At 66.6% G+C, this 15,862-nt stretch carries 17 protein-coding genes; 15 read left to right on the top strand and 2 right to left on the bottom strand.

Going from position 1 to position 15,862, the window contains the following annotated elements; translation table 11 throughout:
• Window positions 1-260 precede the first annotated feature (260 nt).
• The 10 genes from JOF56_RS52115 (at window position 261) to JOF56_RS52070 (ending at window position 10,257) form a co-directional block, all read left to right on the top strand.
• Window positions 261-1,616 (top strand): replication-associated recombination protein A, encoded by a 1,356-nt coding sequence (locus tag JOF56_RS52115; protein ID WP_209646847.1) that lies wholly within the window; start codon window positions 261-263, stop codon window positions 1,614-1,616.
• 105 nt (window positions 1,617-1,721) lie between these two features.
• Window positions 1,722-3,305 carry a purple acid phosphatase family protein gene (locus JOF56_RS52110; protein ID WP_209646846.1) on the top strand — a complete coding sequence of 528 codons (1,584 nt, stop codon included), beginning with the start codon at window positions 1,722-1,724 and terminating at the stop codon, window positions 3,303-3,305.
• A 93-nt stretch (window positions 3,306-3,398) separates the two neighbouring features.
• Window positions 3,399-3,809, top strand: coding sequence for a DUF948 domain-containing protein (locus JOF56_RS52105; protein ID WP_209646845.1), 411 nt, complete (start codon window positions 3,399-3,401; stop codon window positions 3,807-3,809).
• On the top strand, window positions 3,806-4,084 hold the full coding sequence (locus JOF56_RS52100) for a hypothetical protein (protein WP_209646844.1): 279 nt from the start codon (window positions 3,806-3,808) through the stop codon (window positions 4,082-4,084). The genes JOF56_RS52105 and JOF56_RS52100 overlap by 4 nt, the downstream gene beginning before the upstream one ends.
• A gap of 67 nt (window positions 4,085-4,151) precedes the next feature.
• Complete coding sequence (gene alaS, locus JOF56_RS52095; protein ID WP_209646843.1) at window positions 4,152-6,812, top strand: alanine--tRNA ligase; 2,661 nt, start codon at window positions 4,152-4,154, stop codon at window positions 6,810-6,812.
• A complete protein-coding gene (gene ruvX / locus JOF56_RS52090; RefSeq protein WP_209646842.1) occupies window positions 6,809-7,336 on the top strand; it encodes a Holliday junction resolvase RuvX in 528 nt (175 codons plus the stop codon). The genes alaS and ruvX overlap by 4 nt, the downstream gene beginning before the upstream one ends.
• The gene (gene mltG / locus JOF56_RS52085) at window positions 7,333-8,565 is read left to right on the top strand and encodes an endolytic transglycosylase MltG (RefSeq protein WP_307855668.1); all 1,233 of its coding nucleotides are present in this window, start codon (window positions 7,333-7,335) and stop codon (window positions 8,563-8,565) included. Before ruvX ends, mltG begins: the two co-directional genes overlap by 4 nt.
• Entirely contained in the window at window positions 8,552-9,409 is an 858-nt protein-coding gene (locus tag JOF56_RS52080) for a shikimate dehydrogenase (RefSeq protein WP_209646841.1), read from the top strand. The genes mltG and JOF56_RS52080 overlap by 14 nt, the downstream gene beginning before the upstream one ends.
• 69 nt (window positions 9,410-9,478) lie before the next feature.
• The gene (locus JOF56_RS52075; RefSeq protein ID WP_209646840.1) at window positions 9,479-9,637 is read left to right on the top strand and encodes a hypothetical protein; all 159 of its coding nucleotides are present in this window, start codon (window positions 9,479-9,481) and stop codon (window positions 9,635-9,637) included.
• Window positions 9,638-9,690: 53 nt separating this feature from the next.
• The gene (locus JOF56_RS52070; RefSeq protein WP_209646839.1) at window positions 9,691-10,257 is read left to right on the top strand and encodes a GrpB family protein; all 567 of its coding nucleotides are present in this window, start codon (window positions 9,691-9,693) and stop codon (window positions 10,255-10,257) included.
• On the opposite strand, the gene JOF56_RS52065 is transcribed toward JOF56_RS52070, so the two are convergent.
• Both JOF56_RS52065 and JOF56_RS52060 read right to left on the bottom strand, forming a co-directional pair.
• Window positions 10,251-10,517, bottom strand: a complete 267-nt coding sequence (locus JOF56_RS52065) for an HPr family phosphocarrier protein (protein WP_209646838.1) — start codon at window positions 10,515-10,517, stop codon at window positions 10,251-10,253. The genes JOF56_RS52070 and JOF56_RS52065 overlap by 7 nt on opposite strands.
• Window positions 10,510-11,820 (bottom strand): PTS transporter subunit EIIC, encoded by a 1,311-nt coding sequence (locus JOF56_RS52060; RefSeq protein ID WP_372448412.1) that lies wholly within the window; start codon window positions 11,818-11,820, stop codon window positions 10,510-10,512. The genes JOF56_RS52065 and JOF56_RS52060 overlap by 8 nt, the downstream gene beginning before the upstream one ends.
• A 186-nt stretch (window positions 11,821-12,006) precedes the next feature.
• Here JOF56_RS52060 and JOF56_RS52055 point away from each other — a divergent pair, with 186 nt between their 5' ends.
• The 5 genes from JOF56_RS52055 to JOF56_RS52035 all read left to right on the top strand — a co-directional run bounded on the left by JOF56_RS52055 (window position 12,007) and on the right by JOF56_RS52035 (window position 15,458).
• On the top strand, window positions 12,007-12,243 hold the full coding sequence (locus tag JOF56_RS52055; protein WP_209646837.1) for a PTS sugar transporter subunit IIB: 237 nt from the start codon (window positions 12,007-12,009) through the stop codon (window positions 12,241-12,243).
• Entirely contained in the window at window positions 12,240-12,695 is a 456-nt protein-coding gene (locus JOF56_RS52050; RefSeq protein WP_209646836.1) for a PTS sugar transporter subunit IIA, read from the top strand. Before JOF56_RS52055 ends, JOF56_RS52050 begins: the two co-directional genes overlap by 4 nt.
• Window positions 12,696-12,703: 8 nt before the next feature.
• The gene (locus JOF56_RS52045) at window positions 12,704-13,291 is read left to right on the top strand and encodes a class I SAM-dependent methyltransferase (protein ID WP_209646835.1); all 588 of its coding nucleotides are present in this window, start codon (window positions 12,704-12,706) and stop codon (window positions 13,289-13,291) included.
• A 69-nt stretch (window positions 13,292-13,360) separates the two neighbouring features.
• Window positions 13,361-13,951, top strand: a complete 591-nt coding sequence (locus tag JOF56_RS52040) for a prepilin peptidase (RefSeq protein ID WP_209646834.1) — start codon at window positions 13,361-13,363, stop codon at window positions 13,949-13,951.
• 274 nt (window positions 13,952-14,225) lie between these two features.
• On the top strand, window positions 14,226-15,458 hold the full coding sequence (locus JOF56_RS52035; protein ID WP_209646833.1) for an HNH endonuclease signature motif containing protein: 1,233 nt from the start codon (window positions 14,226-14,228) through the stop codon (window positions 15,456-15,458).
• Window positions 15,459-15,862: the final 404 nt, after the last annotated feature.

The raw sequence follows: 15,862 nt of genomic DNA, 5'->3' as shown, positions 1-15,862 counted from the left end.
GGTCATTTACGCCCCGCAACACGCCCGGCATCGCCCCGGCCGCAGCGGTGCCCGGCCCCGAGCGAAGAAGCCGGTTGCGTGGGGCGGGGTGGAATGGCCGGCTTCCGGCGACAAAGCCCGTCCGAGCGAAGCGAGGACCATCAACACTGTCGGATCCCCTCGCTAACCTGCCGGGCATGCGCTTCATCGAACTTCAGTCGCTGGCCGATGTCTTACCCGCCGGGCCAGTCGGCGGTCCTTGACCAGGTAGCGTGTTTGCCGTGGATGAGGGCCTGTTCGACGTGTCCGGACCATCCGACCCGCCACCCCATCCGGGTGCCGCGGCGCGGGTGGCGGCGAACGCTCCGTTGGCGGTGCGGATGCGTCCGCAGTCGCTTGACGAGGTCGTGGGCCAGGACCACCTGCTTGGTGCCGGATCGCCGTTGCGCCGCCTGGTCGAGGGCGCCGCGCCTGCCTCCGTGCTGCTCTACGGGCCGCCGGGGACGGGCAAGACGACCCTGGCCACTCTGGTCTCCCAGGCGATCGGGCGGCGGTTCGTCGCGCTCTCGGCGTTGACCGCGGGCGTGAAGGAAGTCAGGGCGGTCATCGATGAGGCCCGACGAAGGCTGACCAGGTCAGGCGAGTCGACCGTCCTGTTCATCGACGAGGTGCACCGCTTCTCGCGCACGCAGCAGGACGCGCTGCTGGGTGCGGTGGAAGACCGGATCGTGCTGCTGGTCGCCGCGACCACCGAGAATCCGTTCTTCTCGATCGTGTCGCCGTTGCTGTCGCGCTCCCTGGTGCTGCAGTTGCACCCGTTGACTGATGAGGACGTCCGTGTCCTGATCAGGCGCACAGTCGAGGACGAGCGCGGCCTGGCCGGTGCGCTCGGCCTGGCCAAGGAAGCCGAAGACCACCTGGTCCGGCTGGCCGGCGGCGACGCCCGGCGGGCCCTGACCGCGTTGGAGGCCGCAGCCGATTCCGCCGCCGCGACCGGCCTCGCGGAGATCGATCTCGCCACCGTCGAGGCGACCGTCGACAAGGCGGCCGTCCGGTACGACAGGCAGGGCGACCAGCACTACGATGTCACGAGCGCGTTCATCAAGTCGATCCGCGGCTCGGACGTCGACGCGGCCCTGCACTACCTGGCGAGGATGATCGAGGCGGGGGAGGACCCCCGGTTCATCGCGCGCCGCCTGGTCGTGCACGCCAGCGAGGACATCGGCATGGCCGACCCGACCGCGTTGCAGATCGCCGTCGCCGCGCAGCAAGCCGTGCAGTTCATCGGTATGCCCGAGGGACGTCTCGCGCTCGCCCAGGCGACGATCCATCTCGCCACAGCACCGAAGTCCAACGCCGTGATCGTGGCGATCGACGCAGCGCTGTCCGACGTCCGGTCCGGCGCAGCGGGCACAGTCCCGGCGCATCTGCGCGACGGCCATTACGCCGGTGCGGCCCGTCTCGGCAACGCCAAGGGCTACCGCTACCCGCACAACGTGCCCGAAGGCGTTCTGGCGCAACAGTATCCGCCTGACGGCCTGGTCGGTCGCGACTACTACGAACCCACTTCCCGTGGTGCCGAACGTCCGCTTTCGGAGCGCGTCCCCAAGCTCCGCAAGGCGATTCGAGGCGAGTGAAGTAAAGAACCCTTCGGCTGCCCTTGACCATCACCATCTATAGTGGACAGCTGGTGTTCATGTCGGCGTGGTCGCACCGGCATGTTCCCGGATGAGCATGTCGGCATGGAAATCCCCCGTGTAGGCGTTCCTGATCACCTGGCTGCGCGCCTGACCATGGCCGAGCAGCACGAATACCTCAATCGCAGGTCCCTGCTCGGTCGTGGCGCCGCCGTCGCTGCGCTGGCCGTCGCTGGTCCGACGTTGCTGCCTGGCCTGGCGTACGCGTCCGGCGACCGGGTCACGCCAACCGGCCGGCACATCGCCTTCGGCCGTGACCCGCGTACGCAGATGCGCGTCGGCTGGCAGTTGCCCGCGCCCGTACGCAAGCCGTTCATCCGTGTCGGGTCGGACCCGAACGACCTCGGCCACCGCGTCCCGGCCGAGATCCGCGCACTGCATTCCGAGGTCAAGGGTGTGATCGCGCCGACCGACCAGTACTACCTGCACGCCGAGGTCGGTGGCCTTCGGCCGGGCGCGAAGTACTACTACGCCGTCGGTCACGAGGACTACGACCCCAAGCACGCCGACGCCAGCTTCACCACGGCTCCGGCGCGCTACCTGCCGCACCACAAGTTCACGTTCACCGCATTCGGTGACCAGGGCGTAAGCACGGCGGCGCTGGCCAACGACGGCCAGGTCAACAAGCAGAACCCGGCCTTTCACTTGCTCGCAGGGGACATCGCGTACGCCGACCCGACCGGTGCGGGCAACCCGATCGCGGGCACCGCGGACGCCACGCACGACGTATTCGACCCGAAAGTGTGGGACGCGTACTTCAGTCAGATCGAGCCGGTGGCGCAGGGTGTGCCGTGGATGGTCACCACGGGCAACCACGACATGGAGGCCCTGTACGCCAACCACGGTTACGGCGGCCAGACCGCGCGCTGGGACTTCCCTGGCTCGGGACCGCGATCGTGCCCTGGCGCGTACTCGTTCATCTACGGCAACGTCGGCGTGGTCTCGCTGGACGCCAACGACGTGTCGTACGAGATCCCGGCCAACCACGGCTACACCGGCGGCGACCAGACCCGCTGGCTCAAGCAGCGGCTGGCGTTCCTGCGCGCGCAGCCGGATGTGGACTTCATCGTGGTGTTCTTCCACCACTGCGCGTACTCGACCACCAACAGCCACGCCTCCGAGGGCGGCGTGCGCGACGCTTGGGTGCCGTTGTTCGACCGCTACAAGGTCGACCTCGTCGTGAACGGCCACAACCACGTCTACGAGCGCACCGACGCCCTACGCGGCAACCGCGTGACGAAGGCGGTGCCCATCGGCAGCACGGCGCACCCGGAGACCGACGGCACTGTGTACGCGACGTGCGGTGGCGGCGGCCGTAGCCTCTACAACTTCCCTGCGCCGGACACCTACGAAGGCCACGAAGGGCCGCACCAGGACGTACTGTCGTATCACTGGGCGCCAGGCAAGTCGAAGGTCACCGAGACCGTCCAGTGGTCGCGCGTCCGGTTCACCGGCTACGCGTTCATGGCCATCGATTCCGAGCCCGCGTATCCCGGCCGCAAGTCCAGACTGACCGTCCGGGTATTGACCTCGATCGGCGCCGAGATCGACCGCTTCACGCTGGAGCGCACGGCGGGTACGCACTTCGGCATCAACCTCGGTCTGGGCGGTGACATCGGCGATCTCTGAGCTCGTGGCCCGGCTCCGTGCACCGGCGCCGGGCATGCTCACCCCACCCGGTAGCCTTGCTGCACTATTCGCACAGCCGTACGGGAGGGCTTCGTGTCCGCAGGGGAAATCGCCGCGGTCGTCGCCGCAGCCGCGTTCGTGCTGCTGGTGCTGCTGCTGGTGGTTCCGTTGATCAAGCTCGGACGCACGCTGGACGAGGCCACGATCGCCATCCGTAAGGCGCACGAGAACACTGATCCGCTGTTCAACGGTGCCAACACGACGCTGAACCACGTCAACACCCAGTTGGAGCGCGTCGACGGGATCACGGCGAACGCGCAGGCGGTCAGCGGCAACGTCTCGGCGCTGACTTCGGTGTTCACCGCCACGCTCGGCGGTCCGCTGGTGAAGGTCGCGGCTGTGTCGTACGGCCTGAGCAAGGCGATCAGGGCCCGCCGCAAGCGTAAGGACGAGCGCGAGGGCAAGCACACGCGTCGCCCGCGCCGCCGTGGGGGCCGCAAATGAGCAGGCTCTTCTGGCTCGGAATCGGAGTGGCGGCCGGTGTGGTCGCGTCACGTAAACTCAGGGAGAAGGCTCGCGCCGCCACACCGGCAGGCGTGGCCGAGAACGTCGGCGACGCGATGCGTGAGCTGGCGGGTGCCCTGGGCGCGTTCGGTGCGGACGTGCGAGCGGGGATGAGTGAGCGTGAGAAGGAGCTGCAGGACGTGGTGAACGAGCGGTCGGGTGTGCGCCTTCCTGGTGCACGCGGCGGCGCGCGAGCGCGTCGGGCGGACGACTGAACTGTCGTTCCGTCGCTCCGCCGTGTCCCCCGCGACCTGATCCCTTCTTCATCATCTAGGACTAGCTGTGCAGACGCATGAGATCCGCAATCGATTCCTGAACCACTTCAAGAACGCCGGGCATACCGAGGTGCCGAGCGCCTCGCTGATCCTCGACGACCCGAACCTGCTGTTCGTCAACGCCGGCATGGTGCAGTTCAAGCCGTACTTCCTCGGTGAGGCCCCGCCGCCGTACCCGACCGCCACCAGCGTGCAGAAGTGCGTGCGCACCGGCGACATCGACGAAGTCGGCAAGACCACCCGGCACAACACGTTCTTCCAGATGGCCGGCAACTTCTCCTTCGGCGACTACTTCAAGGCCGGGGCGATCGAGCACGCCTGGAACCTGATCACCTCCTCGGTCGACGACGGCGGTTTCGGGCTGGACCCGGACCGGATCTGGACCACGGTCTACCTCGACGACGACGAGGCCATCGAGCTGTGGAAGAAGGTCGCCGGCCTGCCCGACGAGCGGATCCAGCGCCGTGACGGCCGGGACAACTACTGGGACATGGGCGTGCCCGGTCCCGGTGGCCCCTGTTCGGAGATCTACTACGACCGCGGCCCGCAGTTCGGCAAAGAGGGCGGCCCGGTCGTCGACGAGGACCGGTACCTGGAGATCTGGAACCTGGTCTTCATGCAGGACGTCCGGGGCGAGCAGAGCCCGAAGTACGGCCACAAGCCGATCGGCACGCTGCCCAAGAAGAACATCGACACCGGTATGGGCGTCGAGCGTGTCGCCTACTTGCTGCAGGGCGTCGACAACGTCTATGAAACGGACCTCGTCCGCCCGGTGATCAGCAAGGCCGAGGAGATGTCCGGCCGTCGTTACGGCGCCGACCACACCGACGACGTGCGGTTCCGCGTCATCGCCGACCACGCCCGTAGCGGTGTGATGCTGATCGGTGACGGCGTGACGCCAGGCAACGAGGGCCGTGGCTACGTACTGCGCCGTTTGCTGCGTCGCATCGTGCGGTCCGTGCGTCTGCTCGGTGTCGACGAGCCGGTGCTGACCGAGTTCGCTGGGGTCGTGCGTGACGCCATGGGCCCGTCGTACCCGGAGTTGGTGCGCGACTTCGAGCGCATCTCGGCCGTGATGAAGACCGAGGAAGACGCCTTCCGCGCCACGCTGACCACCGGTTCGCGCATCTTCGACCTGGCCGCCCTGAAGACCAAGGACAGCGGCAGCAAGGTCCTGGCCGGCGACAAGGCCTTCCAGCTGCACGACACCTACGGCTTCCCGATCGACCTCACCCTGGAAATGGCCGCTGAGCAGGGCTTGCAGGTGGACGAGACCGGCTTCCGGGAGCTGATGGAGGAGCAGCGGCAGCGGGCCAAGGCTGACGCCGCCGCCCGCAAGACCGGGCACGGGGACCTCTCGGAGTACCGGAAGTTCCTTGAGCAGAACGGCGAGACCGAGTTCCTGGGCTACACCGATCTGCAGGCCACCGCCCGCGTGATCGGCCTGCTCGTGGACGGCCAGCCGGTCACTCGTGTCACCGCTGGTCAGGACGCTGAGCTGGTCCTGGACCGCACGCCGTTCTACGCCGAGAGCGGTGGCCAGATCGCCGACACCGGGCTGCTCGTCGGCTCCGGTGCCGAGATCCAGGTCAACGACGTGCAGAAGTCGGTCCCGGGCCTGTTCGTGCACCGCGTGACCGTGCTGTCCGGTGAGATCGGTCTGGACGCCGAGGTCACCGGATCGGTGGACCGTGACCGCCGCAAGGCCATCGCCCGCGCTCACTCGGCCACGCACCTCGTGCACGCCGCTGTGCGCGGTGCCTACGGCCAGCGCGCTGCCCAGGCTGGTTCGCTCAACGCCCCTGGCCGCATGCGGTTCGACTTCACCACGCCCGGCTCGGTGTCCACGGACATCCTCACCGAGGTCGAGGAAGAGGTGAACGACTACCTGCAGACCGACGTCGAGGTCAACACGTTCGTCACCAACAAGGCCAAGGCCCTGGAGCTGGGTGCCGTGGCGCTGTTCGGTGAGAAGTACGGCGACAACGTCCGCGTGGTCGACATGGGTGAGTACTCGCGCGAGCTGTGCGGTGGCACGCACGTCGACCGGATCGGCCAGCTCGGCCTGGTCAAGCTGGTCGCCGACGCCTCCATCGGCTCCGGCGTGCACCGCGTCGAGGCCCTGGTCGGCTCCGACGCCCTGCGCTACGTCCGCAAGGAGCAGCTGCTGGTGTCGCAGCTGGCCGACCAGCTGAAGGTGCCGTCGGCCGAGCTGCCCGGCCGGATCGAGGGCCTGCTCGGCCGGATCAAGTCCGCCGAGAAGGAGATCGAGCAGCTGCGCATCGCCCAGGTGCTGCAGTCCGCCGGTGACCTGGCCGGCAAGGCCCAGGACGTCGACGGCGTGCAGCTGGTGGCCGAGAGCGTGCCCGAGGGCGTGGACGCCGGCGGGTTGCGGGCGCTGGCCATGGACGTGCGCAACCGGATCGGCGGCAAGGCCGGTGTGGTCGCTCTGTTCGCCCCGGCCGGTGACAAGGTCAGCTTCGTGGTCGCCACGACAGGCGTGGCCCGTGAGCAGGGCCTGGCCGCCGGCAAGCTGGTCGGCTCGTTCGCCCCGGCGATCGAGGGACGCGGCGGCGGCAAGCCCGACATGGCCCAGGGCGGCGGCACCAAGCCGGCCGGTGTCGAGGAGGCCATCGTGCTGCTGCGCAGGGAGCTGGGCGGCGCGTGACGCATGACGGTCCGGCCGCGGATCGCCCGGGAGAACATGATCCCGGGCCTGGTCGGAGGCTAGGCGTCGACGTCGGCTCGGTACGGGTCGGCGTCGCGCTGAGCGATCCCGCGCCGGTGATCGCCAGCCCTCTCGTTACTCTGTCACGTGACGAGCGGTCGGGTAGTGACCTCGACCGGCTCTCGGCACTCGTTACGGAACACGAAGTGGTCGAGGTGGTGGTCGGTTTGCCCAAGACGTTGGCTGGCCGGCACGGCCCGGCGGCGATCGGCGCGGTCGCCTATGCCACAGCACTGGCTGAGCGGATCGGGCCTGTTCCGGTCCGGTTAGGGGACGAGCGGCTGACGACAGTGACAGCGTCACGAATGCTGTCGCAGCGCGGTGTACGCGGTAAGAAGCAGCGCGCCGTGGTCGACCAGGCCGCCGCCGTGGAGATCCTCCAGGCGTGGCTGGACGCGCGCGCGGCCGCTGTGCGCAGGAACAACGACCGGGTCGGGAAAAGTACACCGGAGGGTGCGGAGTGACCGACGGACTCGGGCTGTTCGACAACTCGCGTGGTCAGAATCGGCACGACGACGATTACGACGACTACGACTATGACGACGAGCCACGCCCGCCGCGTAAGAAGCGGCGTCGCAGCCCCACATTCTGGGTGATCGCCATTGTGGTCGTCGCCCTGATCGCCGGTGGCGCGTGGTACGGCGTCACGCAGGTGCTGGGCTTCGGCGGCTACGACGACTACGCCGGTTCCGGTGAGCACGATGTGGTCGTCGAGGTGAAAGCGGGCCAGGGGACGGCGGACATCGGCGCGGCGCTCAAGGAGAAGGACGTCGTGGCCAGCGGTCGCGCGTTCTCCGCCGCGGGCGAGGACCAGCCGAAGGTCAAGTCCATCCAGCCGGGCTACTACCTGGTCAAGACCAAGATGTCCGGCAAGGCCGCGGTGGACCGGATGATCAGCAAGGACGCCCGGGTCGGCCAGCTGCAGATCAAGGCGGGAACCCGCCTCGACGACATCAAGCTGCCCGACGGCAAGGTCGTGCAGGGCGTGCTGACGCAGATCTCCAACGCGGGCACGGTGACCATCGACGGCAAGAAGACCGGCCCGACAGTGGCGGACCTGCTCAAGGTGGTCGAGGCGACCACCGATCTCACCCAGCTCGGCGTGCCCCAGTGGGCGGCCCCGTTCGCTGTGAAGGCCGAACCCAAGCGCAGGCTGGAAGGCCTCGTCGCGCCCGGCGTCTACAACGTGCAGCCCGGCCAGACCGCCGAGGAGCTGCTCAAGAAGGTGCTGACCGACTCGGCGTCGATGTTCGACGGCTGGGGCATGCCCAAGCTGGCCGAGAAGTCCGGCTACACGCCGTACCAGGTGCTGATCATAGGGTCGCTGGTCGAGCACGAGGGCATCGAGAAGGACTTCGGCAAGATCGCCCGGGTGGTCTACCGGCGTCTGGAGACCAACGACCGGCTCCGGTTCGACTCGACGGTCAACTACCTGCTGGACGCGCCGATCGTGACAACGGACGACAAGGCACGCGGCACACAGAGCCCGTACAACACGTATGTGGTCGCCGGACTTCCGCCGACGCCGATCTCGGCGACCAGCGAACCCGCGTTGAAGGCGGCGGCCGCGCCAGAACCCGGTTCCTGGCTGTTTTTCGTGAAGTGCCAGAAGGACGGCACGTCATGTTTCGCGGACACGCCGGAACAGCATGACCAGAACCGTCAGACAGCGCGTGCCAATGGCGCCTTCTGAGCGGCGCGCTGGGATCGTCGGTACGAACATCGGGTACTCGCTGTCGCCTGTCCTGCATTCGGCCGCCTACGGGGCATTGGGACTGGACTGGACGTACTCGCGGCTCGAGTGCGACGCCGAGGGCCTGCCCGCGCTCGTCGAAGGCCTCGGCCCGGAGTGGGCCGGGCTTTCGGTGACCATGCCGGGCAAACGTGCCGCCCTGACAGTGGCTTCGCATGTCACTGAACGCGCTCGTCTTGTGGGCGCTGGGAACACGCTCGTGCATCAGCCTGACGGCAGCTGGCACGTCGACTGCACGGACGTGGACGGCGTTGCCGGAGCACTGTTGTACGCCGGTGGCTACCAGCCAACGCCTGGCGCGCATGCGGTCCTGCTCGGCGCGGGTGGGACAGCACTTGCGGCGATCGTGGCGCTCGCCGAGGCATCGATCGATTCGTTCGCTTTGGTGGTGCGTGATCCAGCGTCAGCGGCTGATGCTTTGCAGTGCGCGGAACGACTCGATGTGAAGATCGAGGTACATCGCTGGGCCGACACGGACTTCGGCAAGCTCGTCGCGGCAGCCGACGTCCTCGTGAGCACAGTGCCCGCTGGGGTCGCCGATGTCCACGTCGAGGACCTGGCTTCTGCCCCGTGCGTGGTCGACGTGATCTACCACCCCTGGCCGACCCCGCTCGCGGCTGCCGTCCAGGCCCGTGGCGGCCGGACCGGCACCGGCCTGGACATGTTGCTGCACCAGGCGTTCGGCCAGGTCACCCAGTTCACCGGGATGCCCGCGCCGCGTGAGGTCATGCGGGACGCGCTGGTGGAGGCAACCGGAGGGACACTGCCGTTGCCGCTGGCCTGAGCCACCCGAGCCGTGATAGACAGTAGGTGATGCTCACGATGCGGTGGGTGTCTGGAACGGAGGGTGTTCGTGGGTACAGCGTTGACCATGGGCCTGCTGGCTGTCGTGCTTGTCGTGATGGCCGTGTTCTTCATGGGCTTTTTCGCGTTGTTCGCCGGTGTCGCGGCGGTCGGGGCCATCGTGACCGCGACGCAGCGCACGACCACCAGGCGCAAGCTCGGCCAGTAAATCGGTTGCCCCTCTCGATAACCTGAAGCGCTGTTCATCGAGAGGACGGCATCATGTTCGTTGGGGACCGGCCGCAGCCCTATGCGGTCAAAGTCGTTGTAGCTGAATACGACCCGCGTTGGCCCGCGTGGTTCGAAGAAGAGCACGACAAGATACGTGCTGCCCTAGGACCTGCGGTTGTGGGGATCGAACACGTCGGGTCGACCTCAGTGCCCGGTCTGGCGGCCAAACCCGTCATCGACATCGCGCTGGCCGTGCCCGATTCCTCCACAGAGGACGCGTTTGTCCCTGCTCTGAAGGCAGTCGGTTTTCGTTTCCACATCAGGGAAGCCGAGCATCACGAGCACCGGGTGTTCTACCGGCGTGTCGAGTTCGGGCACGACCGCAACGTGAACCTGCACGTCTACACGGCCGGCTGTGTGGAGTTCGACCGCTACCTGGTCTTCCGGGACTGGTTGCGCGCCAACGACAGTGACCGGCTGCTGTATGAGAAGACCAAGCTGGAACTGGCGAAGCGGGACTGGGCGTATGTCCAGGACTACGCCGACGCGAAGACCGGCGTGATCCAGCAGATCCGGGACCGCGCCGGTGAGCGCGCCTCCGCCTGTCCGCGTTACTGATCCATCTCCGTCTCGATCAGCGCGGCCACAGCGTCCAAACTGGACTGAGCGTGTTCTCCCTCGGCGGCGAGGATGACCTCGTCGCCGTGCATCGCCCCCAGCGTCATCAGGTTCAGCAGGCTGGCCGCCGCAATGGGCTCACCGCCGTCCTTACGGATCGTGACGGTGGCCGGTTGCTCGGCGGCCAGCTTCGCGATCAGCGCGGCGGGCCTGGCGTGCAGGCCCACCCGGCTGGCGACGCGGACGCGGACCTCAACCACGGCGAGGCGGGGGTGAGTGCGGCGGCTGGGGCTGCGGCCGTGGCGCGCGGACCCGTTCGGTCGGCGTGTCCATCGTGCTCTCGACGTCCAGCGGTTCGTCCTCGCGGCCCGGCGTGCGAAGGTTCCACTTCGTGATCACAAAGCGGAACACCACGTAGTAGATCACCGCGAACACCAGGCCGATCGGGATGATCAGCCACGGCTTCGTCGCCAGGTTCCAGTTCAGCGCGTAGTCGATGGCACCCGCGGAGAACCCGAACCCATCATGCACCCCGAGCGCGTTGGTCACCGCGAGCGACACACCGGTGAGCACGGCGTGCACGATCAGCAGCGGCCAGGCGACGAAGATGAACGCGAACTCCAGCGGCTCGGTCACCCCGGTCAGGAACGACGCCAGCGCCGCGGACAGCATCAGGCCGCCGACGATCTTGCGGTTCTCCGGCCTTGCCGTGTGGTAGATCGCCAGCGCGGCCGCGGGCAGCGCGAACATGAAGATCGGGAAGAAGCCGGACATGAACGTGCCTGCGCTCGGATCGCCGGCGAAGAACCGGTTCAGGTCACCGGTAACGCCGTTGGTCTCGCCGAACACGAACCAGACGAACGAGTTGATGATGTGGTGCAGGCCGAACGGGATCAGGAACCGGTTGAGCGCACCGTAAACCCCGGCGCCGACGACGGTCGATCCGGAAACCGCCTCACCGACATGGGTCAGGCCGGTGTTGAACCAGCTGTAGATCAGGCCGAGCACGACGCCGACCAGCAGCATCGCGATCGCGGTGATGATCGGCACGAACCGCCTGCCACCGAAGAACGCCAGGTAGGCAGGCAGCTTGATGCGGTGGTACCGCTGCCAAAGAGCGGCGGTGATCAGGCCGGTGACAATGCCGCCGAGCACGCCGTACGGGCCGTTGTTGAAGCTTTTGCCCTCGGTCAGCGCGGGGTCGATGATCGCCAGCAGGACATTGTGGAACACCAGGTAGCCGACCGCGGCGGCGAGCGCTGCCGAGCCGTCGGCGCGTCGGGCGTACCCGATGGCGATACCGATCGCGAACAACAGGGGCAGGAACTGGAACAACGCGTCGCCGCCTGCGCCGACGACCTTGGCGATCTCGTCGAATGCCTTGCCCGGGATGGCGGCGATCAGCTCGCCCTGCCCCTTGCCGCTATTGTCGATGAAGCCGAGTCGCGACAGCAGGGCCGCGGCCGGCAGGACCGCGATGGGTAGCATGAGGCTTCGGGCGAAGCGTTGTAATCCCGCCAGGCCACGGCCTGACTGCTGGATCTGTGGTGCGCTCACTGGAATTCTCCCGTATCGGGGCCGGGTGTCCTGACGCGTGGGCAGCCTGGTCTAGACCAGGTAGGTGGCGGACTATGCGCCTGACATGTGTTAAGAGTCAACGCCCGTTACAGCTTTGTGTCAATGCGTGACGCAGTCGGTGTCCGGCGCGTACAAAAGTGCGCAGGTTGACCGACCGGGAGGGAACAACAGATGCCAGACGAGCGGGCGGCGAAGATTCTCGCCGCCATCGGCGGGGCCGCCAACGTTATCGAACTCGAACCGTGTATCACGCGGTTACGGTGCGAACTCAAAGACGATTCCCTGGTGGACGAACGAGCGTTGCGTGCACTGGGCGTGCACGGTGTGGTCAGGATGGGTGGAGCGGTACAGATCGTGGTCGGCCCGGAAGCCGACACCATTGCCAGTGATATCGAGGATCTTCTGTGACTTTGCGCGTTTCCAGTCCGGTCGCCGGTGCCGTCGTGGCCCTCTCGGCGGTTGCGGACCCGGTGTTCTCTCAGGCGTGGGTCGGTCCAGGGCTGGCTGTAGAGCCCGCTCTTGTCGCCGCTGACGTCCTTTCTCCCATTGACGGGGTTGTGATGGCTTTGCACCCGCACGCGTTCGCCGTGGCGGGGGAGAGCGGTCAGGGTGTGCTGGTCCATTTGGGAATCGACACGGTGAAACTGAAGGGTGAGGGCTTTGTAGTGCATGTGGTGAAGGGTGAGAGTGTCCGGGCGGGACAGCCGATCATCGGATGGGATCCCGCGGCCCTTGCGGCGGCCGGCTTTTCCGTGGTCTGTCCAGTTGTGGCACTGGACGCCCAGAATACGGCGCTCTCGGACTTCGCGCCGGAAGGGCCGGTGGCCGCCGGTGATCATCTCTTCAGCTGGAGTGCTTGACTGGCAGGGTGACAGACGAAAACAGGTGGAATCACAACATCCACTACCACCCGCTCGTCCTGGCGTCGGTACAGGACGGTGCGCGCACCGCGCTGGACGTGGGTTGTGGTGAAGGAATGCTTACCCGCGCGCTGCGCCGGAAAGTGCCGGAAGTGGTCGGTCTGGATCTGGACGAGCCGAGCGTCGAGCTGGCAAGAGGCTTCAAAGATGATATTTCATATGTAGTCGGGGATGTACTGACCCACGACTTCCCGGCCGGCTTCGATTTCATAGCCTCGGTGGCGACCGTGCACCACATGGACGCCGAGGCGGCCCTGACTCGCTTGAGGACACTGCTGCGGCCCGGTGGCCGGCTGGTGATCATCGGTTGCGCCCGCTTCGAGTGGCGTGGTCTGCCCTTCGAACTGGCAGGCGTGGTGGCGCACCGGGTGTACAAGCGGACACGGTCCCATTGGGAGCATCCGTCGCCGACAGTCTGGCCGCCCCCGGAGACCTACTCAGGCATGCGTTCACTGGCGACCAGACTCCTCCCAGGCGCCAAATACCGCCGTCACGCTCTGTGGCGCTACTCCCTGACCTGGGCAAAACCCAACTAACCCGTGCGAACGGCCCATTCGCACGGGTTAGTGCTGGCCCCAGACCAACTTCCCAGGCAACCTGAACCCATGGCCCCAACCCTCCTCCTGACCGGACTCCTCGCCGGATCCCTGGGCCGCCTGTTGCTCAGGCGGCTCAGCCGCGGCGCGGAAGTCCGGCCCGGCTGGTGCGAAGCGGGCTGCGGCGTACTTTGGGCCCTGCTGGGCCTTTCCGTTGACAAACCGACGTTGTGGCTGCCCGTGATGCTGGCCCTGTCCTGGTTCGCAGTCCTGCTGACCGCGACGGATCTGCTGCACAACAGGCTTCCCGACGCCCTGACCTTCGCTGCCTACCCCGTCTTCGCCTTGCTCATAGCACTTTCAGGCACATCCGCCCTGCTTCGCGCCTCAGTCGGCGCAGCACTCTTCTTCTGTCTACACGCAACAGTCCACTATGTCGCACCTCATGCGATGGGAGGAGGAGACGTGAAACTGTCCGGAAGCCTCGGCGCGATACTGGGCGCAGTCAGTTGGCCCGCCCTCGTCATCGCCCTAGCCTTGGCCGCCGTCATCACCCTGGGCCTCCGCGCCGTATCGCTCAGCCGCTGGCGCGACCGCGTCCCCCATGGCCCAGGTCTCCTCGCCGCAACCTGGATTCTCGCCTTCTTACCCGGAATGTAATCCAGCCTGTATTCTTTCCGCTCGCGCAATTCGCCGAACCCTTTCGTCTGGGCTGTCCTCCTCTGTGGTAAGGAGCTTTATCATGCCTATTTTCCCGGTCCCTGTTTGTTTCATGGATCGATCTCGGCTCGTGGGCGGTGAGCTGGGTCAATGCATGCCACTTGGACTCCTTTATGCGGGTCTCTGTGGAGGTGGTCTTTGTCGTCGAAAATAGGTCGCCACGATCGAGTGAATCCACCCCCCTTTCCTTCTCCCTGAAAGATAAAATGAAACCATGACCGCAGAACTCCTGATGAACTTCCGCGACACCAATCCGCCTGCGGATATCCCCATTTCCGCGATGACCGCCTCGCAATGTCTGGATGTGATCGCCGATGCCGACCGGATGAAGTCCTTCTACGACGCGCGCATCGCCCAGGCGTTGACGCGGTTCGCCGAGTTGAGACCGCCCAGCAGGCAAGGCATGGACTTGGCCGACGGCGCCAGGGAAGAGGTCTCCATGGAACTGGGGATCACGCCCCAGGCCGCCGACACACAGATCCAACAAGCCCGAAAGCTTGTCACCCGTCTGCCTGCGACGTTGTCCGCCCTGGCAGACGGGCACATTGACCACAGGCGAGCCGTCGCACTGGCAGACCTGACCAGCGATTTGTCCAAAGAGGATGCCCACAATGTCGAGAAACAAGTCCTTGCGCAAGGAAAGCGTCCCAGTCACGGCAAGTTCCGTGACGCCGTCCGGCGCCACACGATCAAGGCCGATGCGGACGCGGCTGCCCGCCGCCGTGCCGCTGCCCGCAAGCGCCGGGATGTCTTCTGCCGGCCTTGCTTCGACGGCATGAGCGAACTCAGCGTCAACCTGACGGCCGAAGACGCGGCCGCCGTCCACAAGCGCATCGACACACTCGCCCGGGAGGCCAAAACGCCCGGCGACACCCGGACCATAGGCCAACGCCGCGCCGATGTCCTGGTTGACCTGATCCTGGGCGAGGGCAAGAAACTGTTCAACGTCACGGTGAACGTCACCGTCCCCATGACAACCCTCATGGGCCTCAACGAACATCCCGGCGAGCTCTCCGGCTACGGCCCCATCACGGCAGAACACGCTCGCGAACTGGCCACCAACGCCACCTGGCGCCGAATCCTCACCGACCCAGCCGGCCAAGTCCTCGAGGTCAGCCGCCGACGCCACGCCTCACCGGCTCTCGCCGACCACATCCGGCTCCGCGACCGCTACTGCCGCGTCCCCGGCTGCAATGTGCTCGCCGAGGACAGCGAAATCGACCACACCGTCCGCCACTCCGACCAAGGCGAAACCAGCGCCGCCAACACAGGCGCCCACTGCAAGTACCACAACCTCTGGAAGGAACGCAGCCCCTGGACCGTCGACCAGCCCACCCCCGGCACCTTCACCTACACAAGCCCCGAAGGCCGCACATACACAACAGAACCTGACCCCTACCCCTCACCCGATTCCCCAACCCCACCAACCCTCTCCATAGTCCGCTGACCCAACCCAACCCAAGCCCGACTTGTACATTGACAACTCCACAGGTGCGATACGAAGTTACACATAACGCAGTGAACCGGACGAGGAGTGCAGTTCGGTTCCCGGTCAGTGATCAGGACCGGTTCCCCGGGGTGCGTGCGTCGCTGGTAACGGCAGGGTGCGAAGCAACCTGGCATCGGCCCCAAGGGTTTCGTGGCCCATCACGAACTACAGGGCAGGGGAAAGCGTAGAAGGACGAACGAAAGTGAACCTCCGATGAGGGCCTCAAGAGATGTCAGCCGCGTCCATGGTGAGCAGTCGGCGGTGAGGGTCGGGAGGGAAGACTCCCAGCGGTCCGAGGTCTCCTGTGAGCTGAGGATGGATCAGACAGACCCTGCCCAGGACGTGGCGGACCTGGAAACGGT

Source organism: Kibdelosporangium banguiense, assembly GCF_017876405.1.
Classification (GTDB): domain Bacteria; phylum Actinomycetota; class Actinomycetes; order Mycobacteriales; family Pseudonocardiaceae; genus Kibdelosporangium; species Kibdelosporangium banguiense.
The sequence above is the reverse complement of the archived record's forward strand: the minus strand, read 5'-3'. Positions and strand labels throughout refer to the sequence as shown.